Annotated in this window: 22 protein-coding genes and 1 other RNA gene; 9 read left to right on the forward strand and 14 right to left on the reverse strand. The window is 60.4% G+C overall.

Features of this window, described 5'->3' with window-relative positions; all coding sequences use genetic code 11:
* Positions 1-389 precede the first annotated feature (389 nt).
* Positions 390-1,322 carry a taurine ABC transporter substrate-binding protein gene (gene tauA, locus ICA16_RS11410; protein WP_228734181.1) on the forward strand — a complete coding sequence of 311 codons (933 nt, stop codon included), beginning with the start codon at positions 390-392 and terminating at the stop codon, positions 1,320-1,322.
* 146 nt (positions 1,323-1,468) lie between these two features.
* Here the strand turns inward: tauA and argA are convergent, their stop codons facing one another.
* Positions 1,469-2,767 carry an amino-acid N-acetyltransferase gene (gene argA, locus ICA16_RS11415; RefSeq protein WP_210700643.1) on the reverse strand — a complete coding sequence of 433 codons (1,299 nt, stop codon included), beginning with the start codon at positions 2,765-2,767 and terminating at the stop codon, positions 1,469-1,471.
* Positions 2,768-3,006: 239 nt separating this feature from the next.
* Entirely contained in the window at positions 3,007-4,152 is a 1,146-nt protein-coding gene (gene argE, locus ICA16_RS11420; protein ID WP_210553417.1) for an acetylornithine deacetylase, read from the reverse strand.
* A gap of 155 nt (positions 4,153-4,307) precedes the next feature.
* Here argE and ICA16_RS11425 point away from each other — a divergent pair, with 155 nt between their 5' ends.
* Positions 4,308-5,678, forward strand: a complete 1,371-nt coding sequence (locus tag ICA16_RS11425; RefSeq protein WP_210700644.1) for a CYTH domain-containing protein — start codon at positions 4,308-4,310, stop codon at positions 5,676-5,678.
* A 94-nt stretch (positions 5,679-5,772) separates the two neighbouring features.
* On the opposite strand, the gene ICA16_RS11430 is transcribed toward ICA16_RS11425, so the two are convergent.
* Positions 5,773-6,237, reverse strand: coding sequence for an Lrp/AsnC family transcriptional regulator (locus ICA16_RS11430; RefSeq protein WP_016983809.1), 465 nt, complete (start codon positions 6,235-6,237; stop codon positions 5,773-5,775).
* Positions 6,238-6,363: 126 nt separating this feature from the next.
* Between ICA16_RS11430 and ICA16_RS11435 the strand changes: the two genes are divergently transcribed.
* From ICA16_RS11435 to ICA16_RS11445, 3 genes are all read left to right on the forward strand, one after another.
* Positions 6,364-6,702 (forward strand): hypothetical protein, encoded by a 339-nt coding sequence (locus tag ICA16_RS11435; RefSeq protein WP_210700645.1) that lies wholly within the window; start codon positions 6,364-6,366, stop codon positions 6,700-6,702.
* Positions 6,703-6,794: 92 nt separating this feature from the next.
* Positions 6,795-8,579 (forward strand): type IV pilus assembly ATPase TfpB, encoded by a 1,785-nt coding sequence (tfpB, locus tag ICA16_RS11440; protein WP_150616805.1) that lies wholly within the window; start codon positions 6,795-6,797, stop codon positions 8,577-8,579.
* Between the two features lie 70 nt (positions 8,580-8,649).
* Positions 8,650-8,967, forward strand: coding sequence for a DUF2388 domain-containing protein (locus tag ICA16_RS11445; RefSeq protein ID WP_042561654.1), 318 nt, complete (start codon positions 8,650-8,652; stop codon positions 8,965-8,967).
* A gap of 145 nt (positions 8,968-9,112) precedes the next feature.
* On the opposite strand, the gene gcvP is transcribed toward ICA16_RS11445, so the two are convergent.
* The 10 genes from gcvP to ICA16_RS11495 all read right to left on the reverse strand — a co-directional run bounded on the left by gcvP (position 9,113) and on the right by ICA16_RS11495 (position 21,720).
* Positions 9,113-11,986: an aminomethyl-transferring glycine dehydrogenase gene (gcvP, locus tag ICA16_RS11450; RefSeq protein ID WP_210700646.1), complete on the reverse strand. Its 2,874-nt coding sequence runs from the start codon at positions 11,984-11,986 to the stop codon at positions 9,113-9,115.
* Between the two features lie 218 nt (positions 11,987-12,204).
* Complete coding sequence (gcvH, locus tag ICA16_RS11455; RefSeq protein ID WP_047304068.1) at positions 12,205-12,588, reverse strand: glycine cleavage system protein GcvH; 384 nt, start codon at positions 12,586-12,588, stop codon at positions 12,205-12,207.
* A gap of 48 nt (positions 12,589-12,636) precedes the next feature.
* Positions 12,637-13,719: a glycine cleavage system aminomethyltransferase GcvT gene (gcvT, locus tag ICA16_RS11460; protein ID WP_150616807.1), complete on the reverse strand. Its 1,083-nt coding sequence runs from the start codon at positions 13,717-13,719 to the stop codon at positions 12,637-12,639.
* A gap of 155 nt (positions 13,720-13,874) precedes the next feature.
* Positions 13,875-15,491, reverse strand: a complete 1,617-nt coding sequence (locus tag ICA16_RS11465; RefSeq protein ID WP_210700647.1) for an ABC transporter permease — start codon at positions 15,489-15,491, stop codon at positions 13,875-13,877.
* A gap of 144 nt (positions 15,492-15,635) precedes the next feature.
* Positions 15,636-16,640 carry an extracellular solute-binding protein gene (locus ICA16_RS11470; protein ID WP_042561659.1) on the reverse strand — a complete coding sequence of 335 codons (1,005 nt, stop codon included), beginning with the start codon at positions 16,638-16,640 and terminating at the stop codon, positions 15,636-15,638.
* 268 nt (positions 16,641-16,908) lie between these two features.
* The gene (locus tag ICA16_RS11475) at positions 16,909-18,126 is read right to left on the reverse strand and encodes a 2-octaprenyl-3-methyl-6-methoxy-1,4-benzoquinol hydroxylase (protein ID WP_191626494.1); all 1,218 of its coding nucleotides are present in this window, start codon (positions 18,124-18,126) and stop codon (positions 16,909-16,911) included.
* A gap of 9 nt (positions 18,127-18,135) precedes the next feature.
* Positions 18,136-18,621 (reverse strand): DUF4442 domain-containing protein, encoded by a 486-nt coding sequence (locus ICA16_RS11480; protein ID WP_150604759.1) that lies wholly within the window; start codon positions 18,619-18,621, stop codon positions 18,136-18,138.
* Positions 18,614-19,801: a 2-octaprenyl-6-methoxyphenyl hydroxylase gene (ubiH, locus tag ICA16_RS11485; protein ID WP_150604760.1), complete on the reverse strand. Its 1,188-nt coding sequence runs from the start codon at positions 19,799-19,801 to the stop codon at positions 18,614-18,616. The genes ICA16_RS11480 and ubiH overlap by 8 nt, the downstream gene beginning before the upstream one ends.
* Positions 19,798-21,132, reverse strand: coding sequence for a Xaa-Pro aminopeptidase (gene pepP / locus ICA16_RS11490; protein ID WP_150616811.1), 1,335 nt, complete (start codon positions 21,130-21,132; stop codon positions 19,798-19,800). Before pepP ends, ubiH begins: the two co-directional genes overlap by 4 nt.
* A gap of 27 nt (positions 21,133-21,159) precedes the next feature.
* Positions 21,160-21,720 (reverse strand): YecA/YgfB family protein, encoded by a 561-nt coding sequence (locus tag ICA16_RS11495; RefSeq protein ID WP_042561664.1) that lies wholly within the window; start codon positions 21,718-21,720, stop codon positions 21,160-21,162.
* Between the two features lie 118 nt (positions 21,721-21,838).
* On the opposite strand from ICA16_RS11495, the gene ICA16_RS11500 reads away from it, so the two are divergent.
* The 4 genes from ICA16_RS11500 to ICA16_RS11515 all read left to right on the forward strand — a co-directional run bounded on the left by ICA16_RS11500 (position 21,839) and on the right by ICA16_RS11515 (position 23,256).
* The gene (locus ICA16_RS11500) at positions 21,839-22,048 is read left to right on the forward strand and encodes a TIGR02449 family protein (protein ID WP_016985919.1); all 210 of its coding nucleotides are present in this window, start codon (positions 21,839-21,841) and stop codon (positions 22,046-22,048) included.
* Positions 22,045-22,362: a cell division protein ZapA gene (locus tag ICA16_RS11505; RefSeq protein WP_007967943.1), complete on the forward strand. Its 318-nt coding sequence runs from the start codon at positions 22,045-22,047 to the stop codon at positions 22,360-22,362. Before ICA16_RS11500 ends, ICA16_RS11505 begins: the two co-directional genes overlap by 4 nt.
* Before the next feature lie 30 nt (positions 22,363-22,392).
* Positions 22,393-22,571, forward strand: a non-coding RNA gene (gene ssrS, locus ICA16_RS11510) — 6S RNA.
* A gap of 79 nt (positions 22,572-22,650) precedes the next feature.
* On the forward strand, positions 22,651-23,256 hold the full coding sequence (locus ICA16_RS11515; protein ID WP_150616812.1) for a 5-formyltetrahydrofolate cyclo-ligase: 606 nt from the start codon (positions 22,651-22,653) through the stop codon (positions 23,254-23,256).
* A gap of 35 nt (positions 23,257-23,291) precedes the next feature.
* On the opposite strand, the gene ICA16_RS11520 is transcribed toward ICA16_RS11515, so the two are convergent.
* The gene (locus tag ICA16_RS11520) at positions 23,292-23,447 is read right to left on the reverse strand and encodes a hypothetical protein (RefSeq protein WP_164488117.1); all 156 of its coding nucleotides are present in this window, start codon (positions 23,445-23,447) and stop codon (positions 23,292-23,294) included.
* Positions 23,448-23,519 lie beyond the last annotated feature (72 nt).

The raw sequence follows: 23,519 nt of genomic DNA on the forward strand, positions 1-23,519 counted from the left end.
GTTCCTGGCCCGGGGTCTGATGCCCTGGATCCTAAGATGCGCGATTAGCGCCAGACCGTGACCAACAAGTCAATCGTAACTATGTGTGTCTACGACCATGGTCTAATCGCCGTGATTTGGTCCGTGCAGAGTAAAGATTTCCTGATAAAGCCAAAAAGAATTTATTCATCCTTTTTCATATCATTTCGGAATATGGCCATTAGCTGGCCATCTACGCCGGGATACAGCGTATCGGCGACTAAGCTCATTCCTAAATGGTATTTGTTGACCTTTTTTTAGATCGATTAGCTTTGGCGCAACCCCAATACGTCAAACCCTTTCGAAAAGGCGGCGCCATGATGGCGAAATGCGCACTATCCAGTCAATTTGTTACAGTTTGTGTATCGGCAATGATTTGTTTTTCCGCCCACGCGGCCAACCTTACGGTCGGATACCAGACCGGTATTGATCCGAGCAAAGTCCCCCAGGCGGACGGCGTCTACGAGAAAACCATCGGCGAGAAAATCGACTGGCGCCGCTTCAACAGTGGCCCGGAAGTTGTGACAGCCATTGCTTCCGGCGACGTGCAGATCGGCAACCTCGGCTCCAGCCCTTTGGCGGCTGCCGCTTCACGTAATTTGCCGATCGTCGCGTTCATCGTTTCCGCACAAATCAATGCTGCCGAAGCCCTGGTGGTGCGTAATGGTAGCGGCATCGATACCCCGCAGGATCTGGTCGGCAAGACCATCGCAACGCCGTTTGTTTCCACTTCCCACTACAGTCTGCTCGGTGCGCTCAAGCACTGGGGGCTGGACGCCTCGAAAGTCAAAGTGGTGAACCTGCAACCCGCGGAAATCGCCGCCGCGTGGAAGCGTGGGGACATTGATGGCGCGTTTGTCTGGTCACCGGCACTGGGTGAAATCCGCAAAACCGGCAAGCCCCTTACGGACGCCGCGCAGGTCGGCCAGTGGGGCGCACCAACCTTTGAGGTCTGGGTGGCGCGCAAGGATTTCGCCGAGAAGCATCCTGATGTCGTGGCCAAATTCGCCAAGGTTACGCTGGATTCGTTTGCTGACTATGCGGCGCATAAGGACACCTGGACGGCTGACTCGGTCCCGGTACAGAAAATCGCCAAATTGACCGGCGCCAATGCCGCCGATGTGCCGGAACTACTTGCAGGCTCGGCCTTCCCGGATGCCCAGGCACAGCAAACCACGGCGCTGCTGGACGGCGGCACGGCGAAAGCGATTGGGGAAACGGCGAAGTTTTTGAAGCAGCAGGGCAAGGTCGAAACGGTACTGCCGGATTATTCACCCTACGTCAGCGCGAAGTTTGTGCAGTAACGCGTAACCCAATGTAGGAGCTGCCGAAGGCTGCGATCTTTTGATCTTGTTTTTTGAGACCAAAATCAAAAGATCGTCCGATCGCGGCCCGAGCCTTCGGCAGCTCCTACACAGGTCCCATTCAGGCCCCGCATTGGGGCTTTTTATTAAAGGGACTTTTCGAAGATCTTCGAATTACGTTGATAGTTGTACAGCGACGCCCGAGCCGCTGGCAGACGCTCGACACTGCTCGGTTCGAATCCACGCTCGCGGAACCAGTGCGCGGTCCGCGTGGTGAGGACGAACAGCGTCTTCAAGCCCTGCGCCCGAGCGCGGGTCTCGATGCGCTCCAGCAATTCGTCGCCGCGCCGGCCATGGCGATACTCAGGGTTCACCGCCAGACACGCCAGCTCACCCGCATCCGAATCAGCAATCTGATACAGCGCCGCACAGGCGATGATCATGCCTTCACGCTCAACCACGCTGAACTGCTCGATCTCACGCTCCAGCACTTCACGCGAACGACGCACCAGAATCCCTTGTTCTTCCAGCGGGCTGATCAAGTCGAGCAAACCGCCGACGTCTTCAATCGCCGCCTCGCGCACCAGTTCGAATTGCTCCTGGGCTACCAGCGTACCGCCACCGTCACGGGTGAACAGCTCTGTCAGCAATGCGCCATCCTCGACGTAACTGACGATATGGCTGCGCGCTACACCGCCACGGCAGGCTTCGGCGGCGGCATCCAGCAGTTCCGCCTGATAGTTGCTGCCCAGACGCTGCAAGTGCGCCGGCACTTGTTGCGGACGCAGTTCGCGGACCAGTTTGCCGTTCTCGTCGATCAGGCCGAGGTCGGCGCCGAACAGCAGCAATTTGTCTGCACCCAGATCGATGGCGGCGCGGGTGGCGACGTCTTCGCAGGCAAGATTGAAAATCTCACCGGTCGGCGAATAGCCCAGCGGCGACAGCAGCACGATCGAACGCTCATCGAGCAAACGATTGATGCCCTTGCGGTCGACCCGGCGCACTTCACCGGTGTGGTGATAGTCGACACCTTCCAGCACGCCGATTGGCCGTGCGGTCACCAGGTTGCCGCTGGCCACGCGCAGGCGCGAGCCCTGCATCGGCGACGAAGCCATGTCCATCGACAACCGCGCTTCGATGGCGATGCGCAACTGGCCGACCGCATCGATCACACACTCAAGGGTCGCGGCATCGGTGATGCGCATGCCGTGGTGGTAATGCGGAGTCAGGCCGCGGGCGGCGAGACGGGCTTCAATCTGTGGGCGCGAACCATGCACCAGCACCAACCGCACGCCGAGGCTGTGCAGCAGCACCAGGTCGTGGACGATGTTGCCGAAATTCGGATGATCGACGCCGTCGCCGGGCAGCATGACGACGAAGGTGCAATCGCGGTGGGCATTGATGTAGGGAGAAGCGTGACGAAGCCAATTAACGTATTCGGGCATGAACCTGGGCCTGTAATAAATAGCAGCCGGAAAAAAGGGCGAAACGGAAAACGCACAGCGGGCTGATGGTTATCGTCGGAACAGGCTTGGCGACACGCGCGCTCTCCTCATGAATACGGGTTGGGTTGCCGGCAATTTAACGGTCTGCCCCTGTAGGAACTGCCGAAGGCTGCGATCTTTTGATCCTCAACAAAACATCAAAAGATCGCAGCCTTCGGCAGCTCCTACAAGGAATGCGTTCAATTCTTCAGGCAGTAATGTTCAATCAACTGTCGCAATAGATGCACGGTAGGCTGCAAACGTGACATTTCAAGGTATTCGCCCGGTTGATGCGCACAGGCAATATCACCGGGGCCGAGCACAATCGTTTCGCAGCCAAGGCGCTGAAGATAAGGCGCTTCGGTGCCGAACGCTACTGCTTCGGCAGTGTGGCCGGTGAGCTTTTCGGCGATCCGCACCAATTCGGCGTCCGCGTCCTGCTCGAATGGCGGCACTTCCGGGAACAATGGCTTGTAGTCGATCTTCACCTGATGCCGCTCGGCAACCGGGTTGAGCTTGCGCAGAATCTCCGCCCGCAGGACTTTCGGGTCCATACCCGGCAACGGCCGCAGGTCGAACTCCAGCGAACACTGGCCGCAGATGCGGTTGGGGTTGTCGCCGCCATGGATGCAGCCGAAATTCATGGTCGGTTGCGGCACGCTGAATTGCGGATTGTTGTATTCGCGCTGCCACAGCAGGCGCAGACCGCGCAGTTCGCCGATGGCATCGTGCATGGCCTCAAGGGCGCTGTGCCCCAGGCGCGGGTCCGACGAGTGCCCGCTCTGCCCAAGGATGTCGATGCGTTCCATCATGATGCCTTTGTGCATGCGAATCGGCTTGAGCCCGGTCGGCTCGCCGATCACTGCCGCGCGGCCCAGCGGTCGCCCGGCCTCGGCCAGCGCGCGAGCGCCGGACATCGAGCTTTCTTCATCACAGGTGGCGAGGATCAGCAGCGGTTGCTTGAACGGCTGATCGAGCAGCGGCAGCACGGCGTCGATGATCAGGGCGAAGAAGCCCTTCATGTCGCAACTGCCCAAACCAACCCAGCGGCCGTCGACTTCAGTGAGTTTCAGCGGGTCGGTCTGCCATAAGGCGTCGTCGTACGGCACCGTGTCGCTGTGCCCGGCCAGCACCAGACCGCCAGGGCCGCTGCCGAAACTGGCGAGCAGATTGAATTTGCCGGGGCTGACCTGTTGGATATCGCAGCTGAACCCCAGATCACCCAGCCATCCCGCGAGCAAATCGATCACTGCCCGGTTGGATTGATCGAGGTTCGGTTGGGTACAGCTGACCGACGGCGCGGCGATCAGCGCAGCGAACTGGTCTTGCATGGACGGCAAAGGCATCGCTGACTCCAACTCCCGATTTGAAGTCCATCATAGAACCATCCGGCGTCAGGAATAAACCGCCGCAGGGCGTAGGACGAATCAGTCCTGTACACTGCACGGCCTTGGCAGCCACATATTCCCCGGCTGCGCTCCCGATCCTGGATTTTCCGGCCATGCAGAAAGAAACCGAAATCAAACTCCGCGTCAGCCGCGAAACCCTCGCCGCCCTGCGCGAGCACCCTCTTCTCAAGAAACGCAACAAAAGTGGCTGGGAACGCCGTGAGTTGATGAACCAGTACTTCGACACCCCGGAGCGCGACCTGGCCCAGGCCAAAGTTGCCCTGCGCCTGCGCAAGGACGGCGACGAGGTGATTCAGACCCTCAAGACCCGTGGCCAGAGTGTCGCCGGTCTGTCCGAGCGTAACGAGTACGACTGGAAACTGCCGAAAGCCAAGCTCGACGTGAAGAAACTCGACGGCGAATGCTGGCCAGAGTCGCTGGCCGAGCTGGACAAGAAAACCCTGAAGCCAATCTTCACCACCGATTTCGTCCGCGAGCGCGCCGAAATCGCCTGGGGCCGCGGCAAGAGCAAAGTGGTTATCGAAGCGGCGCTGGATCTCGGTCACGTCGTGGTTGGCAAACAGAAAGAAGAAATCTGCGAGCTGGAACTCGAACTGCGCGAAGGCGAGCCTGAAGCGTTGCTGGAACTGGCCGCTGAACTGGCACAAACCCTGGCCCTGATGCCGTGCGACATCAGCAAGGCTGAGCGCGGCTACCGCTTGTACGACGCCAACAGCTACTCGCTGAGCCTGCCGGCGCCGCAACTGACGGTCGAAACCCAACTGGACGACGCCTTCGCCGCACTGTGCTGGCATTTGCTCGGCAGCAGCCAGCGTCTGGCCGAACAATATCGTTTCAACGGTCACTGGCGTTTGTTGCAGGACTGGGTCGAGAACCTCGCGGAAATGCGCGCTCTGCTCAGCAGCCTCGGCCAGGCCGCACCGCGTCCTTCGACCCACGACCTGCGCGTGGCCCTCGATGCACTGCTGGAAGACTGGCGCCCGCTGGTTCAAGTCGGTATCGAGGACGAAGACGTGCGCAAAGCCGCGCCGGAGCAGTTCCTTGAAGAGCTGGAAGACCCACGCTGGGGCCAGTTCTCGCTGACCGCTTCGCGCTGGCTGCTGGCTCGCAGCTGGACCGCTGACCGTAATGTGCGTGGCAACCGTCAGGGTGGCGCGCAGTTGCACAGCTGGTTGCCGCGCCTGCTCGGCGAAGAAGCCACGGCCCTGCAATTGCAGCGCTATCAGCAACAGCCGGAAGATCTGGCTGAACAGCTGCCGCGTATCGAGCGCATTCAGGTCTGGCTGCACCACGCCCGCAATGTACTGGAGATCCCGGAAATGGATCGTCTGTACGGCGAGCTGAACAAGTTGGCGCAACTAGCCAACGAGCCGACGATCACTGACGAACTGCTCGATGCACGCAAGCAGCAGGCGATTGCGGTTTATCAGAATCGTGCGTGGAAAATGCTGCTGCGTATGTAATACCGCTAAAAGATCGCAGCCTTCGGCAGCTCCTACAGGGTGTACGCCATTCCCTTGTAGGAGCTGCCGCAGGCTGCGATCTTTTGCTTCTTCGCTACACCGGCAGGCTGGTTGTGGACTTGATCTCCGACAGCGCCACAATCGAGTTCACTTCCTGTATCCCCGGCACCAGCGACAGCTTCTCGAAGAAGAACCGCTCATACGCCTCGATGTCCGCCGCGACAATTCGCAGCAGAAAATCCACCGCGCCCATCAGCACATAACACTCCAGCACCTCCGGAAAACCGCGAATCGCTTCCGTAAATTCGGTGAAGTTCGAACGCCCGTGGGCGTTGAGTTTGATTTCGGCAAAGATCTGCGTGTTAAGGCCGATCTTCTTGCGATCAAGCAAGGTCACCTGGCCGCGAATGATCCCCTCCTCCTTCATCCGCTGAATCCGCCGCCAGCACGGCGATTGCGACAAGCCCACCTGCTCGGCGATCTGCGCACTCGAGAGCGAAGCGTCCTCTTGCAGCAAGGCGAGAATCTTGCGGTCGTAGCTGTCCAGCTCGCTGTGCATAAAAAAACCTCAAACAGAACATTCTGCGAATTGATCCAGCTGATCAAACGCCAATTACGCCCATCTTAGATAAGAAATACCCGGCATCGAATGTAAAAATTCCTCCAGTGATTTTGGAGCCCCGCCATGCCGCACCTTGAAGCCGTCAACACGCCCCCGGCCCGCGCCGATGTCTGGAACGTCAGTAACGCCCACTGCCTGGCGCAGTATCAGATTCTGGCCGAGGCCGAACCGGATTTGCTGGTGCGCGTGCTCAACCTGTTCGCGCTGCAGTTTCTTACGCCTGAGCAAGTGAACGTGCAGCGAATGGATGATCTGTTGTCGATCGACCTCGTCATGGGCGGCTTGAGCTGGCATCGCGCGCAGGTGATTGCGGAAAAACTTCGTAACCTGATCAGCGTCTGTTCGGTGAATCTGCAGAACACCGACACGGCGTGGGCCGCACCGGCGCAGGCGGCCGGCTGACAAATCCGGCAACGGCTTCGTCGGGTAGTGGCCCAACGGTCTGCGGGGCCGCGACTATCCTTTTGCGCACTGTCGCTTAAAAGGAAGCCCGCATGTCCGTTCAACTTGCCACTCAGGACCGCTGGCTGGACCTCAATGATGTATTGCGTGAACTGGTCGCCCAAGGCTTCATCAGCCAGGATTCGGCGGAGCAGGCACTCAATGCACGCCGTCGCCACGCCGCGCATGGCCAGAAGCATCCGCTGGAGTTTATCGCCAGCCAGCAACTGGACGACCTCAGCCGTCCGGGCAAGCATCTGGACCTCGAAAGCCTGACCCTGTGGCTGGCGCAACAGGCCGGCCAGCCCTATCTGCGCATCGATCCGCTGAAGATCAACGTTGCCGCCATCACCCCGTTGATGTCCTACGCCTTTGCCCAGCGCCACAAGATTCTCGCGGTGGCGGTCGATCGCGACTCGGTGACGGTGGCCAGCGCCCAGCCTTATGTGACCGGCTGGGAAGCCGATCTGACTCACGTCCTGAAGCTGCCGATCAAACGGGTGGTGGCCAACTCGGTGGACATCCAGCGTTTCAGCGTCGAGTTCTTTCGCCTGGCCAAATCGGTCAGCGGCGCCAGTAACGCCGATCAACAGAACGGCAACCTCGGTAACTTCGAACAACTGCTTAACCTCGGCGCCAGCGATCAGGAGCCGGACGCCAACGACGCGCACATCGTCAACATCGTCGACTGGCTGTTTCAGTACGCCTTCCAGCAGCGCGCCAGTGATATCCACATCGAACCGCGTCGCGAGCAAGGCACGGTGCGTTTTCGCATCGACGGCGTGCTGCATAACGTCTATCAATTTCCGCCGCAGGTGACGATGGCCATCGTCAGTCGCCTGAAAAGCCTCGGGCGGATGAACGTCGCCGAAAAGCGCAAACCCCAGGACGGCCGGGTCAAGACCAAGACCCCGGACGGCGGCGAAGTGGAGTTGCGTCTGTCGACCCTGCCCACCGCGTTCGGCGAAAAAATGGTCATGCGGATTTTCGATCCGGATGTACTGCTCAAGGACTTCGATCAGCTTGGGTTTTCCGCCGACGATCTGCGCCGCTGGCAGGACATGACCCGCCAGCCCAACGGCATCATTCTGGTCACCGGGCCCACCGGATCGGGCAAGACCACCACCCTCTACACCACCCTGAAAAAACTGGCGACGCCGGAGGTCAACCTCTGCACCATCGAAGACCCGATCGAAATGGTCGAGCCGGCGTTCAACCAGATGCAGGTCCAGCACAACATCGACCTGAGCTTCGCCGCCGGAGTGCGCGCGCTGATGCGACAGGACCCGGACATCATCATGATCGGCGAGATTCGCGACCTCGAAACCGCCGAGATGGCGATTCAAGCGGCACTCACCGGGCATCTGGTGCTGTCGACGCTGCACACCAACGACGCGCCGAGTGCGATCAGCCGATTGCTTGAACTGGGCGTGCCGCATTACTTGATCAAGGCCACGGTGCTCGGGGTCATGGCCCAACGGTTGGTGCGGACCTTGTGCCCGCATTGCAAAGCACCGCTGACCCTGGACGAGGAGGATTGGCAAACCTTGACCCGGCCCTGGCAGGCGCCACTGCCGGGCAACGCACAAAGGGCCATCGGCTGCGTGGAGTGCCGCGACACCGGTTATCACGGACGCGCCGGGGTTTACGAAATCATGCAACTGAGCGACAGCCTCAAAGCCTTCATCACCCCTGACACCGACCTCACGGCGATCCGCCGCCAGGCATTCAAGGAAGGCATGCGCAGTTTGCGTCTGTCCGGTGCGCAGAAAGTTGCGGCGGGGCTGACAACGGTTGAGGAAGTGCTGCGGGTGACGCCGCAAAGCGAGTTGAAATAGGCGCTCAGGGAACCGGACAGGGGAAATGACGATCCAACCGCTCATTCAACACCAGTGGAGTCACCCCCTCATGCGTCTCAAACTTGCTGTCGCTACCCTTGCCCTGCTGTCTCTGCCTGTTGGTTCGGCAATGGCCGACAGCTTCTGGCGTAACGTCATTTCCTCCGGCGCCACCACCGGCTCGACTTACCTGACCTTCAAGGATCACAAGCTGATCGTCGCCGCACAGGACGACGCCGGCAGTTTCGTTGCCAGCGATGGCGGCATCCGTGGCCCGTATCTGGAAGCTGCAATGCAGAAAGTCCGTAACGACAATCCGGGCCTGCAGGCGACGGACATGGAACTGGCGAACGCGATTCTGGCGAAGAACGCCGTGGCTTCCGAGTAAGCCATTCACGCGCAAAAATGCCGCTCATTCGAGCGGCATTTTTTTTGACGACAAATCAAAAGATCGTAGCCTTCGGCAGCTCCTACAGGGCACGGGTGTACACGAATCAATGTAGGAGCTGCCGAAGGCTGCGATCTTTTGATCTTCAGCGGTAATCGTCGACCGGCACGCAAGCGCAATACAGATTGCGATCCCCATAAACGTTATCCACCCGATTCACCGCCGGCCAGTACTTGTGTGCCTTGGTGTGTGCATCCGGTGTGATGCCTTGCTCGATGCTGTACGGCCGCTCCCACACGCCGGTGACATCCGCCAAGGTATGCGGCGCACGCTTGAGCGGGTTGTCTTCCGCCGGCCAGTTCCCGTTCTGCACCTCGGTGATTTCCGCGCGAATACTCAACATCGCGCCGATGAACCGGTCCAGCTCAGCCTTGGATTCGCTCTCGGTCGGCTCGACCATCAAGGTGCCCGGCACCGGGAACGACATGGTTGGCGCATGGAAGCCGTAATCCATCAGGCGCTTGGCGACATCCTCCTCGCTGATCCCGGTCTGCGCTTTAAGCGGCCGCAAATCGAGAATGCATTCGTGCGCGACCCGCCCGTTGCGCCCGGTGTACAGCACCGGGAACGCACCGGATAAATGCTGCGCCAGGTAGTTCGCCGCGAGGATTGCCACTTCGCTGGCATCCGCCAGTTGCGGCCCCATCATGGCGATGTACATCCAGCTGATCGGCAGAATACTCGCACTGCCCCACGGCGCCGCGCTGACCGCTCCGTTCTGCGCCAGCGGCCCGTCGATCGGCACCACCGGATGATTGGCGACGAACGGCGCCAAATGTGCGCGAATGCCGATCGGCCCCATGCCCGGCCCGCCACCGCCATGGGGAATGCAGAAGGTCTTGTGCAAATTCATGTGCGACACGTCGGCACCGATGTCCGCCGGCCGCGCCAGCCCGACCTGCGCATTGAGGTTCGCGCCGTCCATGTACACCTGACCGCCGTGCTTGTGGATAACCTCGCAGATCTCGCTGATGCCTTCTTCGTACACGCCGTGGGTCGATGGGTAGGTCGCCATCAGGCATGACAACTTATCCCCAGCCTCGGCGGCTTTTGCTTTCAAATCCTCTAGATCGACGTTGCCCGCCTCGTCGCACTCGACGATCACCACGCGCATCCCGGCCATTTGTGCCGAGGCCGGATTGGTGCCGTGGGCCGAGGACGGAATCAGGCAGATATCGCGCGCGCCCTGCTGGCGGCTCTCGTGATATTTGCGGATCGCCAGCAGCCCGGCGTACTCGCCCTGAGCGCCAGAGTTGGGCTGCATGCAAATCGCGTCGAACCCGGTAATCGCGCACAACCAGCGTTCCAGCTCTTCGATCATCAAGGTGTAGCCGACCGCCTGCTCCCTGGGCACGAAGGGATGCAGATTGGCGAACTGCGGCCAGGTGATCGGGATCATTTCGCTGGTGGCGTTGAGTTTCATGGTGCAGGAGCCCAACGGGATCATCGACTGGTTGAGCGCCAGATCCTTGTTCTCCAGTTGCTTGAGGTAACGCAGCATCTCGGTTTCGCTGCGATGGGCGTTGAACACCGGATGACGCAGGTACGGTGTGCTGCGCTGAAGACTGTCTGGAATACCGGAAGCCAGCGCTTGGGCGTCAAGATCCTCGACGATCAGCCCATGATCGGCGCCCAGCAGCACATCGAACAGCTTTGCCACGGTGTGCTCGTCACACGTTTCGTCGAGGCTCAGCCCGACCCGGCCACGGCCGAGAATCCTCAGGTTGATTTGCGCAGCCTTGGCACTTTCGATAATCGCGGTTTGCGCGCCGCCGACGTCCAGCGTCAGCGTGTCGAAAAACTGCGCGTTGATCCGGTTGATGCCGTGGCGCTCAAGCCCTGCCGCCAGAATGCAGGTCAGCCGATGTACGCGCTGCGCGATGCGCTTCAAGCCTTCCGGCCCATGATAGACCGCGTAAAAACTGGCGATATTGGCCAACAGCACCTGCGCCGTGCAGATGTTCGAATTGGCTTTCTCGCGACGGATATGTTGCTCGCGGGTTTGCAGGGCCATGCGCAACGCGACGTTGCCGCGAGCGTCTTTCGACACACCGATGATCCGCCCGGGAATCGCCCGTTTGTATTCTTCGCGACTGGCGAAAAACGCCGCATGCGGCCCGCCGTAGCCCATCGGCACGCCAAAGCGTTGCGACGAACCGAACACCACGTCGGCGCCCAACTCACCCGGCGGCGTCAGCAGCAGCAAACTGAGCAAATCGGTCGCCACACAGGCAAGGGCTTGCTGGGCATGCAAGTGATCGATGAGTGGACGCAGATCGCGGATCTCGCCGTGGGTATCGGGGTATTGCAGCAGTGCTCCGAATACCTGGTGCTGCTGCAAGTTATCCACAGCGTCGATGATCAACTCGAAACCGAAACCTTCGGCCCGGGTCTGCACCACGGAGATGGTTTGTGGATGACAGTTCTCGTCGACGAAAAACAGATTGCTCTTCGACTTGGCGACACGTTTGGCCAGTGCCATGGCCTCCGCCGCCGCAGTAGCCTCATCGAGCAATGAGGCGTTGGCCAGTTCCAGGCCCGTGAGGTCGATGGTCAGTTGCTGAAAATTCAGCAGCGCTTCGAGCCGACCCTGGGCAATCTCCGGTTGATACGGCGTGTAAGCAGTGTACCAACCGGGATTTTCCAGCACGTTGCGCAAGATGACGGTCGGCGTGAGCGTGCCGTGGTAGCCCATGCCGATCAGGCTGGTCCAGACCTGATTCTGCTCGGCGTAGCCACGCAACCTGGCCAGCGCCGCTTGCTCATCCAGCGCTGGCGGCAAGTCCAGTGCGCGATTAAAGCGAATGCCCGGGGGCACAGTCTGCTCGATCAGTTCACCTCGGCTGCCGAGGCCGAGACTGTCGAGCATGGCCTGCTGTTCGGCGGCGTCGGGGCCGAGGTGGCGGCGCAGGAAGGCCTCGGGATCGCGTAACTGGCTCAGGGACGGCAACTGGGACATGACGGGCTCTCTCTTGGCTGGCGCTCGGCGTCAAGGCAAATACGGTCAAACCAGCATAGCAGTGCCCTTGAAGATCAAAAGATCGCAGCCTTCGGCAGCTCCTACAAAGGCTATGTATATCCATAATTGGACTCCTGTAGGAGCTGCCGCAGGCTGCGATCTTCTGATCCTGAAAAAAAAGCCCCGACAAGTCGGGGCTTTGGGGTGCAGCGCTCAGCTTACTCGCCGATGGCAGCCTTGTAGGCAGCCGCGTCGTGCAGCTTGTCCAGCTCAGCCTTGTCGCTAGGCTTGAGCTTGAAGATCCACGCACCGTACGGGTCGGAGTTCAGCAGCTCAGGCGAACCGCTCAGCTCTTCGTTGATCGCGATGACTTCACCGCTGACCGGGGCGTAGATGTCGGAAGCGGCCTTCACCGATTCGACCACACCAGATTGATCGCCAGCCGCGAACACTTTGCCGACTTCCGTCAGCTCGACGAACACCACATCACCCAGCGCTTCCTGCGCGTGATCGCTGATGCCCACAGTGACGGTGCCGTCGGCTTCCAGACGTGCCCATTCGTGACTTTCGGCAAAACGCAGGTCGGCAGGAATATCGCTCATCTTCAGTGTCCTCAAGAAATTGTCAGCGGTGGTGCCCGCCGGAAAAGGTTAGATCAAAGTTTTGCCATGGCGTACGAAGGTCGGTTTGACCACTCGTACCGGGTACCACTTGCCACGGATTTCCACTTCGGCGCGGTCGGCAGTCGCCATCGGAACACGCGCCAGGGCAATCGATTTGCTTAGCGTAGGAGAGAAACTACCACTGGTGATCTCTCCTTCGCCAACATCGGCGATACGAACGACTTGGTGGGCACGTAAAACACCGCGCTCCTCAAGCACCAGACCGACCAGTTTGTGTGCAACGCCAGCGGCTTTTTCCGCCTCCAGCGCAGCACGGCCGATGAACTGACGCGAGGCCGGTTCCCAGGCGATGCTCCAGGCCATGTTGGACGCCAGCGGCGAAACGTCTTGATGAATGTCCTGACCGTAGAGGTTCATCCCGGCTTCCACGCGCAACGTGTCGCGGGCACCGAGGCCGATCGGGGAAATGCCGGCACCCACCAGATCGTTGAAGAATGCCGGGGCCTGATTGGCCGGCAATACGATTTCCAGACCGTCTTCACCGGTGTACCCGGTGCGGGCAATGAACCAGTCGCCGTCGGTCTCGCCTTCAAAGGGTTTGAGGTGCTGGATCAGAGTGGCACGCGACTGGGTGACCAGTTCGGCAATCTTGTGCCGGGCATGCGGCCCTTGAATGGCCAGCATCGCCAGCTCTGAGCGCTCGTGCAGTTGCACGGCGAAACTGCCGAGTTGCGCCTGCATCCAGGCCAGGTCCTGATCACGGGTCGAGGCGTTGAACACCAGACGATAACCGTCTTCGAGGCGGTAGACGATCATGTCATCGACGATGCCGCCACGCTCGTTGAGCATGGTGCTGTACAACGCACGGCCGGGGCGATGCAGGCGTTCGACGTCATTGGCCAGCAAATGCTGGAGCCAGGCCTTGGCCTGGGCGCCGTCAACATCGATTACGGTCATGTGGGACACATCGAACACCCCGCAATCGCGGCGCACTTCGTGGTGCTCCTCGACCTGCGAGCCGTAATGCAGTGGCATATCCCAACCGCCAAAATCGACCATCTTCGCGCCGAGGGCGAGATGCAGGTCATACAGAGGCGTACGCTGTCCCATGGGTTTCTCCTTCCGGGCGTGGCGAGGGTGCGGACTGCCGCTGCACGGGTGAAAGCCTTGAAATATAAGGCTTTCAGCCGTTTCCAGCGAACGGGTCTGTCAGACGAACCGCACCGAATGCCGCGCATTGTAGCCGCATGATTCAGGACTGACGACTAAGTGTTTCGGTGCGCCGAGCGCCGGATCAGACCAATGACCGGCAATAGTCCGACCAGAACCAGGGTCAGCGCCGGTAAAGACGCCCTCGCCCATTCGCCTTCGCTGGTCATTTCAAAGATGCGTACGGCCAGCGTGTCCCAGCCAAACGGGCGCATCAGCAGGGTTGCGGGCATTTCCTTGAGCACATCGACGAACACCAGCAACGCCGCGCTCAACGTACCGGGCAGCAACAGCGGCAGATACACTTTGAAAAACAGTCGCGGCCCACTGACACCCAGGCTACGTGCCGCTTCCGGCAAAGATGGCCGTATACGCGCCAGACTGCTTTCCAACGGGCCATACGCGACGGCGATAAACCGCACCAGATAGGCCATCAGCAACGCTGCCAGACTACCGAGCAACAACGGTTTGCCTGCACCACCCAGCCAGCCCGAAAGCGGAATCACCAGTTCTCGATCCAGATAACTGAAGGCAAGCATGATCGACACGGCCAACACCGAGCCCGGCAGGGCGTAACCGAGATTGGCCAGACTGACCCCGGAGCGGATCGCCCGGGTCGGCGCCAACCGTCGGGCGAACGCCAGCAGCAACGCAACGCTGACAGTGATCAACGCCGCCATGCCACCCAGATAGAGGGTATGCAGGATCAACCCGGCGTAGCGCTCATCGAGATCGAAACGCCCGCGCTGCCAGAACCACACGACCAATTGCAAAACCGGAATCACAAACGCGCAGGCGAAGACCAATACGCACCAACTCATCGCCGCGAAAGCCTTAAGCCCACGCAGGTGATACAGCGCCTTGATCCGAGGCCGCTCGTTGCTCGCCCGGTTCGCGCCGCGTGCGCGACGTTCGCCGTAGAGCACCAGCATCACCACCAGCAGCAACAGGCTGGCTAATTGGGCCGCACTGGACAGGCTGAAAAAGCCGTACCAGGTCTTGTAGATCGCCGTGGTGAAGGTGTCGAAGTTGAACACCGAGACCGCGCCGAAATCCGCCAGAGTCTCCATCAGCGCCAGTGCCACGCCCGCACCAATCGCCGGGCGCGCCATCGGCAACGCTACGCGCCAAAAGGCTTGCCAGGGTGATTGCCCGAGCACGCGCGCGGCTTCCATCAGGCCTTTGCCCTGAGCGAGAAACGCCGTGCGTGCCAACAGGTAAACGTAGGGGTAGAAGACCAGCACCAACACCAGAATCACCCCACCAGTGGAGCGAACGCGCGGTAGCCGCAGGTCGGAACCGAACCATTCACGCAGCAGGGTTTGTACTGGCCCGGCGAAGTCGAGCAAGCCGACAAACACGAAAGCGAGCACATAGGCCGGGATGGCGAAGGGCAGCATCAATGCCCAATCGAGCCAGCGGCGACCGGGGAATTCGCAGAGGCTGGTGAGCCAGGCGAGGCTTACGCCCAGCAGCGTCACACCGAAACCAACGCCGAGCACCAGCGTCAGGGTGTTGCCCAGCAGGCGCGGCATCTGGGTTTCCCACAGGTGTGACCAGATCTGTTGATCGATGGTCTGCCATGACAGCAGCAGAACGCTCAGGGGCAACAGCACCAGCGCGGCAATGGCGAAGACGATGGGATACCAGCGGCGTTGGGCGGGGTGAGCCACTTGCGAACTCTCGTGGAGGAAAAACGTAGAGTGTAAGGAGAAAAGCAAAAAGATCGCAGCCTTCGGCAACGCCTACAGTGGGATTGTGCTCACCCTGTAGGAGCTGCCGAAGGCTGCGATCTTTTGCTCTCTAAATCAGCAGACTCAGTTCCAGCCCGCCCGATCCATCATGCGAATCGCTTCGGCCTGGCGCTTGCCCGCCACTTCCACCGGCAAGGTGTCGGCAATGAACTTGCCCCATGCGGCCACTTCTTCCGACGGTGCAACGGCAGGGTTGGCCGGGAATTCCTGGTTGACGTCGGCGAAGATTTTCTGCGCCTCAGGCGTGGTCATCCACTCGACCAGTGCCTTGGCGGCTTCCGGGTGTGGTGCATGTTTGGTCAAGCCGATGCCCGACAGGTTGACGTGCACACCGCGATCCGCCTGATTCGGCCAGAACAGTTTGACCGGCAGTTCCGGCTTCTGCTTGTGCAGGCGACCGTAGTAGTAGGTGTTGACGATGCCGACATCGCACTGCCCGGCATTGATCGCTTCGAGCACTGCAACGTCATCGGAGAACACATCGGTGGACAGGTTGTTGACCCAGCCCTTGAGGATTTTCTCGGTCTTCTCGGCGCCATGTACTTCGATCATGGTCGCAGTCAGTGACTGGTTGTAGACCTTCTTCGCCGTGCGCAGGCACAGGCGACCTTCCCAGTTCTTGTCGGCCAGTGCTTCGTAGGTGGTCAATTCGCCCGGCTTCACTCGCTGAGTGGAATAGGCGATGGTCCGTGCGCGCAGGCTCAAACCCGTCCAGGCGTGGCTGGAGGCGCGGTATTGCTGCGGGATATTGGCGTCGATGGTTTTCGAGGTGAACGGCTGCAGGATGCCCATCTGCTCGGCCTGCCAGAGGTTACCGGCATCGACGGTCAGCAGCAGGTCGGCGGTGGCGTTCTCACCCTCGGCCTTGATGCGCTGCATCAGCGGCGCTTCCTTGTCGGTGATGAACTTGATCTTCACCCCGGTTTTGGCGGTGTAGGCATCAAACACCGGTTTGATCAGTTCATCGATGCGCGAAGAGTAAACCACCACCTCGTCGGCGGCCTGGGCAGTGGTGCTGCCGATCAGGGTCAAGGCCAGTGCGGTCAGAAGACGCTTGGGTGCCAACATGGGAGTGGTCTCTCGGTCGGGAAATGTGGCCAAATGATAAGGACTCACATTTACCTTCTCAATCGATCACTTGGGCAAGGAGTTACCAGATGTTGCATGGCGCTAAACGCCCCCCTGTAGGAGCTGCCGAAGGCTGCGATCTTTTGACCTTGATCTTAAAAAACAAAGTCAAAAGATCGCAGCCTTCGGCAGCTCCTACAGAGGGACGCATTGCCAAAATGTAGGAGTGAGCCTGCTCGCGATGAGGCCATCAGCCTCAATACAGACCTCAGGGTTTTGCGAGTGCCGGAAGGTCCCCGGTCAAGCCGAGGGCTTCACGCACGAACAACGCCTTGGCCTCAGGCATCTGCTCAACCAGCTTCAACCCGGCATTACGCAACCAGCGCACAGGCAGCGGGTTGGCCTGGAACAAGCGCTCAAACCCTTCCATCGCCGCCATCAACGCCAGGTTATGTGGCATGCGCCGGCGCTCGTAGCGGCTCAGCACTTTCACATCCGCCAGCCGTTCACCACGCTCGGTCGCCTGCAACAGCACTTCGGCCAGCACCGCCGCATCGAGGAAACCCAGGTTCACGCCCTGCCCCGCCAGTGGATGAATGGTGTGCGCGGCATCGCCGATCAGCGCCAGGCCTTCGGCTACATAACGCTTGGCATGTCGCTGACGCAGTGGCACGCACAGCCGTGGATCGGCACTGACGACTTCGCCCAGGCGACCTTCAAACGCGCGCTCCAGCTCACGGCAGAATGCCGCTTCATCCAGTGCCATCAAACGTTCGGCTTCGCTCGGGGTGGTCGACCAGACGATCGAGCACCAGTCCTGCTGACCATCGCGTTCCAGCGGCAGAAACGCCAACGGCCCGTGATCGGTGAAGCGCTGCCACGCCGTCATCTGATGCGGTTTGCTGCTGCGCACACTGGTGACGATGGCGTGATGCAGATAATCCCATTCGCGGGTCGCAACACCGGTCAGACGGCGCACCGCGGAATTGGCGCCATCCGCCGCGATCACCAGCGGAGCGCGCAACTGCCGACCATCGGCCAGGGTCAGCAACCAGTCATCACCGGAACGGCGCATCTGTTCCAGCCGTGCGTTGGCCAGCATGCCCAGATCGCAATCGTGCAAACGATCGAGCAAAGCATCCTGCACCACACGATTTTCGACGATATGGCCGAGTACATCGGCGTGGACGCTGCTCGCCGAGAAGTGAATCTGTCCGGTGCCGCTGCCGTCCCACACGTGCATGTCGGTGTAAGGACTGCTGCGCCGACTGGCGATACCGTCCCACACGCCAAGGCGTTCGAGAATCCGCTGGCTGGCCGCCGACAACGCGCTCACGCGAGGCTCGAATGGCGCCTGGGCATCGAACGGTTTGACGCTCAGCGGGCTGCCGTCGAGCAGCAAAACCTCCAGGCCACTGTCCTGCAACGCCAGCGCCAGGGCGCTGCCGACCATTCCGGCTCCGACAATCAGCAGATCTGCGCGCATTTCCATGCTTTAAGCCTGTCTCGCTTGCGGCTTGAGCCGCACGTAAAGGGTTTTACCGACCCGCGCGACAAGGTTGCCGGCGCCGTCATGAATATCGACCTGCAACTGCGGCAGGTACTTTTCGCCATTGGCGGTCTGCCGACGCACCTCATCCAGCAAGGTGTCGTCGATGGTAAACCGGGCGAACACCGGGCCTTTGCCCGGCGCAATGAAATCGATGTCGGCGGCCTTGTCCCAGACGATGTACCGCGACCCGAGGTTTTCCATCAGCATCAACATGAAAAAAGGATCGACCATCGAATACAGACTGCCGCCGAACTGCGTGCCGACGTAGTTGCGGTTGTACCAGCCCAACCCCATCGACACTTGAACATCGCGAAAGTCGTCGCTGATGTGCCGCACCCGAACACCGGCGCCGAGATACGGCGGGTAAAACGTCATCGCCCAACGCATCAACCGCGCCTTGCCGAACGTGTTGCTCAACCACTTAAGCATCCGGACGTGTTCCCAAACCCATGGCCTGGCGGGCGAACCAGCGCTTGGCGGGTGGTAACAGGTCGAGACCGAGCAAACCGATGTTGCGCCCCAGCGATACCAACGGCTGGGTGCTGCCGAACAGCCGCGTAACCTGATCGGAGAACCCCACCGTGAGGTCCTGATCGAGACGCTGACGCTCGCGATACGCCTGCAACGTGGCGAAATCGCCCAGCGGTTTGTCGCTGGCGAGCAAAGCCGCGGCAAGAGCATCGGCATCACGCAGGGACAGGTTGAAACCCTGCCCCGCAATCGGATGCAAACTGTGCGCAGCGTTGCCAAGTACAGCCAGATGCGAGCGCACCTGCTCCTCGGCTTCGACCAGCGACAACGGATACAAATGTCGCGCGCCCACCTGTTTCAACGTGCCGAGGCGGTAACCGAACACGCCCTGCAATTCGCTGAGGAAATCGCGCTCGCTCAAATCGGCCAGGCGCTGCGCGTCCATGCCCAGACGGGTCCAGACCAATGCGCAACGGTTATCCGGGAGCGGCAGCAAGGCCATCGGACCCTCGTCGGTGAAACGCTCGAACGCCATGCCGTTGTGCGCTTCGCTCGGGGTGATGTTGGCGATCAGCGCACTCTGGTTATACGGACGCTTGCGCACGTTGATGCCCAACTGTTCGCGCAATCCGGAACGGCCGCCATCGGCAAGCACCGCGAGGTCGCATTCAAGGGTGGTTTCATCATTGAGGGTCAGACGATAACCGTCGGGCAGCGGCTCCATGCGCGTGACTTCCGCCGGGCAACGCCAACTGATCACGTCTTTGTCGACGTGCTGCCACAGGCATTGGCCGAGCCAGGCGTTTTCCACTACGTAACCGAGCGCCGGCACGCCCTCTTCCATCGCCGACAACCGCGCGGTGGAGAAGCGGCCACGATCGGACACATGAATCTGTTTGATCGGCTCGGCGCGACGGGAGATTTCCTGCCACACGCCCAGCCGTTGATAGATTTGTCGCGCGCCGAAGGACAGCGCCGAAGAGCGCGCATCGTAGCTCGGCTGCCAACTGTCGCCAGGCGCGAACGGTTCGATCAGCACGATCTTCCAGCCGCGCGCCTTGGCCCCCGCCTGCAGCGCCAATGCCAGACTGGCGCCGACCAGGCCGCCACCGATGATTGCCAGATTGACTCGACTCATGCCGCGTGTGTCCGTGCTTGCGCCATCAGCGCTTCGATGTCGGCGACGGTTTTCGGTACGCCGTTGGTGAGGATTTCACAGCCGGTCTTGGTCACTACCACGTCATCCTCGATGCGCACGCCAATGCCGCGCCATTTTTTCGCTACGTTCTGGTTGTCCGGGGCGATGTAGATGCCCGGCTCCACGGTCAGCGCCATGCCGACTTCCAGCACGCGCCATTCGCCGCCGACCTTGTACTCGCCGACGTCGTGTACATCCATCCCCAGCCAGTGGCCGGCGCGGTGCATGTAAAACGCTTTATAAGCCTCAGTCGCGATCAATTCGTCGACGTCGCCCTGCAACAGGCCCAGCTTCACCAAACCTGTGGTGATGACTCGAACCGTGGCTTCGTGCGCCTGATTCCAGTGCTTGTTCGGGGCGATTTCAGCGAATGCAGCTTCCTGCGAGGCGAGTACCAATTCGTAGATCGCTTTCTGCTCGGGCGAAAACTTGCCGTTGACCGGCCAGGTGCGGGTGATATCGCTGGCGTAGCAGTCGATTTCGCAACCGGCGTCGATCAGCACCAGATCACCGTCCCTGAGCAGCGCGTCATTTTGCTGGTAATGCAGAATGCAGCTATTGCGCCCGGCGGCGACGATCGAACCGTAGGCCGGCATCTTCGCCCCGCCCTTGCGGAATTCGTAATCGAGCTCGGCTTCGAGGCTGTACTCGTAGAGCCCGGCGCGGCTGGCCTGCATCGCGCGGATGTGGGCCTGGGCCGAGATCCGTGCGGCTTCGCGCATCACCTTCACTTCTGCCGCCGATTTATACAGACGCATGTCGTGCAGCAGATGATCCAGGGCAACGAATTCGTTCGGTGGCTGCGCGCCGAGGTGCGCCTTGGAGCGGATCACGTTGATCCAGTCCATCAGGTGTCGGTCAAATTCGGGGTTGCTGCCCATCGCCGAATACACCCGGTCGCGACCTTCGATCAGGCCCGGCAGGATGTCGTCGATGTCGGTGATGGGGAAGGCGTCGTCGGCGCCAAAGTCGCGTATCGCGCCTTCCTGGCCGGCGCGCAAGCCGTCCCACATTTCGCGTTCGGCGTTGCGTTCACGGCAAAACAAAACATATTCGCCATGCTCGCGGCCGGGCATCAAAACGATGACGGCTTGCGGCTCGGGAAAACCGCTGAGGTACTGAAAGTCGCTGTCCTGGCGGTAGACGTGCTCGACGTCGCGGTTGCGGATGGCCACCGCGGCGGCGGGCAGAATCGCGATGCTGTTGGGTTCCATCTGCGCCATCAAGGCCTTGCGGCGACGGCTGTATTCCGCTTTCGGGATATGGATCATGGGCAGATGGCTTTCCCTGGCTCGCGATTAATGCAGCGACGGCTTGGCGGCTGGCGGCACGTCGGCTTTTTTGGTTTCCGTGAACAGCAGCAGCGGCGCAACGCGCAGGTACTCCATGACTTCCATGTAGTCGGTCTCGCCGTCTTCGGATTCTTCCAGGGCATCTTGCACCTGGGAAATGGCGGCCAGATCCTGCAGCACTTCGGTGGCTTCAGTGCTGAGCATGCTGCTGTCGCGGCAGTTCAGGCCGAAACCGCTGAGGAAGCCCTGGCACCATTCGCCCAGTGCGGCGGCACGCTCAGCCAGTGGCGCGTCATCGGTCGGCAGCAGCAGGACGACAGTGACGTCGTCGCCGGTCAGCTCACCCTTGACCATCTCTTGCAGGCCGATCAGGGCGTTGCGGATGTTGTCCTGTGGCTCGCTTTCGAGCAGCTCGGCGGCATCGATCAGCCACTCGTCGGCATTAAAGCCGGCACCGGCGCAACTACGCCCGAGCAGCAAGCCGTGCAGTTCGGCAGGCGAGACGTTGTGGCCGCTGGAAGTCAGCAGGGTGGCAAAAGCTTGGTACGGGGAATTCGCAATGGTCATGGGCAGCTAGGCGCCAGACGGCGCTATGTCTAGAATGGAGGCCTTGTATCCTACATCGACAGACTCGCCAAGACTATTAAAGGCTGTCCGCCAGCTAACCCATCAGACAGTGAATCCAATGGAAGACAACGACCTGCAAGCGCTGATGGCCAGACTCGAACTGCTGATTGGCCGAGTCGAGCAACTAAAGAGTCAAAACGCACTCTTACTAGCTCAGGAAAAGACCTGGCGCGAGGAACGCGCGCACCTCATTGAAAAAAACGAAATCGCCCGGCGTAAGGTCGAATCGATGATTTCGCGCCTCAAGGCCCTGGAGCAAGACTCATGAGTTCAAGCAATAGCGTTACCGTGCAGATCCTCGATAAAGAATATTCGATCATTTGCCCGCAGGAAGAGCGCAGCAATCTGGTGAGCGCCGCACGCTACCTGGACGGCAAGATGCGCGAGATCCGCAGCAGCGGCAAAGTCATCGGTGCCGACCGCATTGCTGTGATGGCTGCACTGAACATCACTCACGATCTCTTGCACAAAGAAGAGCGCCCGGACATTCAAGCCAGCGGCTCGACCCGTGAGCAGGTGCGTGACTTGCTCGATCGTGTCGATCTGGTCCTGGCCGACGATCCGGACATCAGCAAGGGCTGATTCGCCAGACCGCTTGAGGTATACTCGCGGCACTCCCTGGGGTGCTTGCCAGTTGACGATGTCCCTGAGCCGATTCGCACTACCCTGGAAGTTGCACGTTGGGCTGGTGTGCATGTCCGCCAGACGGAAAGCCTTAAAGTCTACTGCATCTTCCACCTTGAACTTTCGGGTTCAAGGGCTAAGTTGACAGCGGTTCATCCGGGGAGCCTGATTCGAATCCGATGTCGGTGAATGCCGACATCGGATTTTTTATGCGTACGTTTTCGTCCAACCTGCCGAAGCCGAACCATGACCGAACCCGCGCTGCTGCCCCGCCCGCAACTCCGCCGCCTGCTGCGCAAGGCGCGCCGCGCGCTGACTGCCGCTGAACAACGCCAGGCCGCCAAAGGTTTGTTCCGGCAATTGGCGCAAGACCCGCACTTTCGCCGGGCAAAACACATTTCCCTGTACCTGCCCGCCGACGGTGAAATCGATCCGCGCCTGCTGCTGCGTGAAGCACAGCGTCGGGGCAAGGCCACGTACCTGCCGGTGCTCAGTGCCTGGCCGCGAACCAAAATGGTGTTCCAGCGCATCCGTCCCGGCGAAAAACTCAAACCCAACCGTTTCCGCATCCTAGAGCCGCGCGCCAATCTGGCTCGCCAGCGCAAGATCTGGACACTGGATCTGGTGTTGTTGCCACTGGTGGGATTTGACGACGTCGGCGGACGTCTGGGGATGGGCGGTGGCTTCTATGATCGCAGCCTGGCGTATCTGGCGCGGCGCAAGAACTGGCGCAAGCCGACATTATTGGGCCTGGCCCATGAATGTCAGAAGGTCGAACGGCTGGCGCAGGCGAGTTGGGATGTACCGTTGCAAGGCACGGTCACTGACAAGGCGTGGTATTTCGTAGACTAGACGCCGCGTAGATCAGCGGCGTCGGGAAGGCAGTTTCAGCGCTTGAAAGCTGTCGACTGTTGAACCTGTTGCGCGATTTCAATCGGTGCGTCGGCCTTGTTGGCCCACAGGCTTTGCGCGTAACCGGTGGTCACAACGCCCAAACCAAACAAAATAACCAAAACCCAAAGCAAATCCGGTTTGCGTTTCATCGATTGCCCCCCTCAAGGCACATCATCACGATGACAGCAGCGGTTTCCATTCGTAGGCCGTGCAGCAGCGTC

It is taken from the genome of Pseudomonas anatoliensis, assembly GCF_017976235.1.
Lineage (GTDB): Bacteria > Pseudomonadota > Gammaproteobacteria > Pseudomonadales > Pseudomonadaceae > Aquipseudomonas > Aquipseudomonas anatoliensis.

Bases quoted from the DNA above. Each gene is read 5' to 3' on its own strand.
- argA (WP_210700643.1), bottom strand. From the start codon at position 2,767: ATGCCCGAATACGTTAATTGGCTTCGTCACGCTTCTCCCTACATCAAT.
- ICA16_RS11480 (WP_150604759.1), bottom strand. From the start codon at position 18,621: ATGCTTAAGTGGTTGAGCAACACGTTCGGCAAGGCGCGGTTGATGCGT.
- ICA16_RS11475 (WP_191626494.1), bottom strand. From the start codon at position 18,126: ATGCGCGCAGATCTGCTGATTGTCGGAGCCGGAATGGTCGGCAGCGCC.
- tauA (WP_228734181.1), top strand. From the start codon at position 390: ATGATTTGTTTTTCCGCCCACGCGGCCAACCTTACGGTCGGATACCAG.
- argE (WP_210553417.1), bottom strand. From the start codon at position 4,152: ATGCCTTTGCCGTCCATGCAAGACCAGTTCGCTGCGCTGATCGCCGCG.
- ICA16_RS11425 (WP_210700644.1), top strand. From the start codon at position 4,308: ATGCAGAAAGAAACCGAAATCAAACTCCGCGTCAGCCGCGAAACCCTC.
- ICA16_RS11470 (WP_042561659.1), bottom strand. From the start codon at position 16,640: ATGTTGGCACCCAAGCGTCTTCTGACCGCACTGGCCTTGACCCTGATC.
- ICA16_RS11520 (WP_164488117.1), bottom strand. From the start codon at position 23,447: ATGAAACGCAAACCGGATTTGCTTTGGGTTTTGGTTATTTTGTTTGGT.
- pepP (WP_150616811.1), bottom strand. From the start codon at position 21,132: ATGATCCATATCCCGAAAGCGGAATACAGCCGTCGCCGCAAGGCCTTG.
- gcvT (WP_150616807.1), bottom strand. From the start codon at position 13,719: ATGGGACAGCGTACGCCTCTGTATGACCTGCATCTCGCCCTCGGCGCG.
- gcvP (WP_210700646.1), bottom strand. From the start codon at position 11,986: ATGTCCCAGTTGCCGTCCCTGAGCCAGTTACGCGATCCCGAGGCCTTC.
- ubiH (WP_150604760.1), bottom strand. From the start codon at position 19,801: ATGAGTCGAGTCAATCTGGCAATCATCGGTGGCGGCCTGGTCGGCGCC.
- tfpB (WP_150616805.1), top strand. From the start codon at position 6,795: ATGTCCGTTCAACTTGCCACTCAGGACCGCTGGCTGGACCTCAATGAT.
- ICA16_RS11430 (WP_016983809.1), bottom strand. From the start codon at position 6,237: ATGCACAGCGAGCTGGACAGCTACGACCGCAAGATTCTCGCCTTGCTG.
- ICA16_RS11435 (WP_210700645.1), top strand. From the start codon at position 6,364: ATGCCGCACCTTGAAGCCGTCAACACGCCCCCGGCCCGCGCCGATGTC.
- ICA16_RS11495 (WP_042561664.1), bottom strand. From the start codon at position 21,720: ATGACCATTGCGAATTCCCCGTACCAAGCTTTTGCCACCCTGCTGACT.
- ICA16_RS11515 (WP_150616812.1), top strand. From the start codon at position 22,651: ATGACCGAACCCGCGCTGCTGCCCCGCCCGCAACTCCGCCGCCTGCTG.
- gcvH (WP_047304068.1), bottom strand. From the start codon at position 12,588: ATGAGCGATATTCCTGCCGACCTGCGTTTTGCCGAAAGTCACGAATGG.
- ICA16_RS11445 (WP_042561654.1), top strand. From the start codon at position 8,650: ATGCGTCTCAAACTTGCTGTCGCTACCCTTGCCCTGCTGTCTCTGCCT.
- ICA16_RS11505 (WP_007967943.1), top strand. From the start codon at position 22,045: ATGAGTTCAAGCAATAGCGTTACCGTGCAGATCCTCGATAAAGAATAT.
- ICA16_RS11500 (WP_016985919.1), top strand. From the start codon at position 21,839: ATGGAAGACAACGACCTGCAAGCGCTGATGGCCAGACTCGAACTGCTG.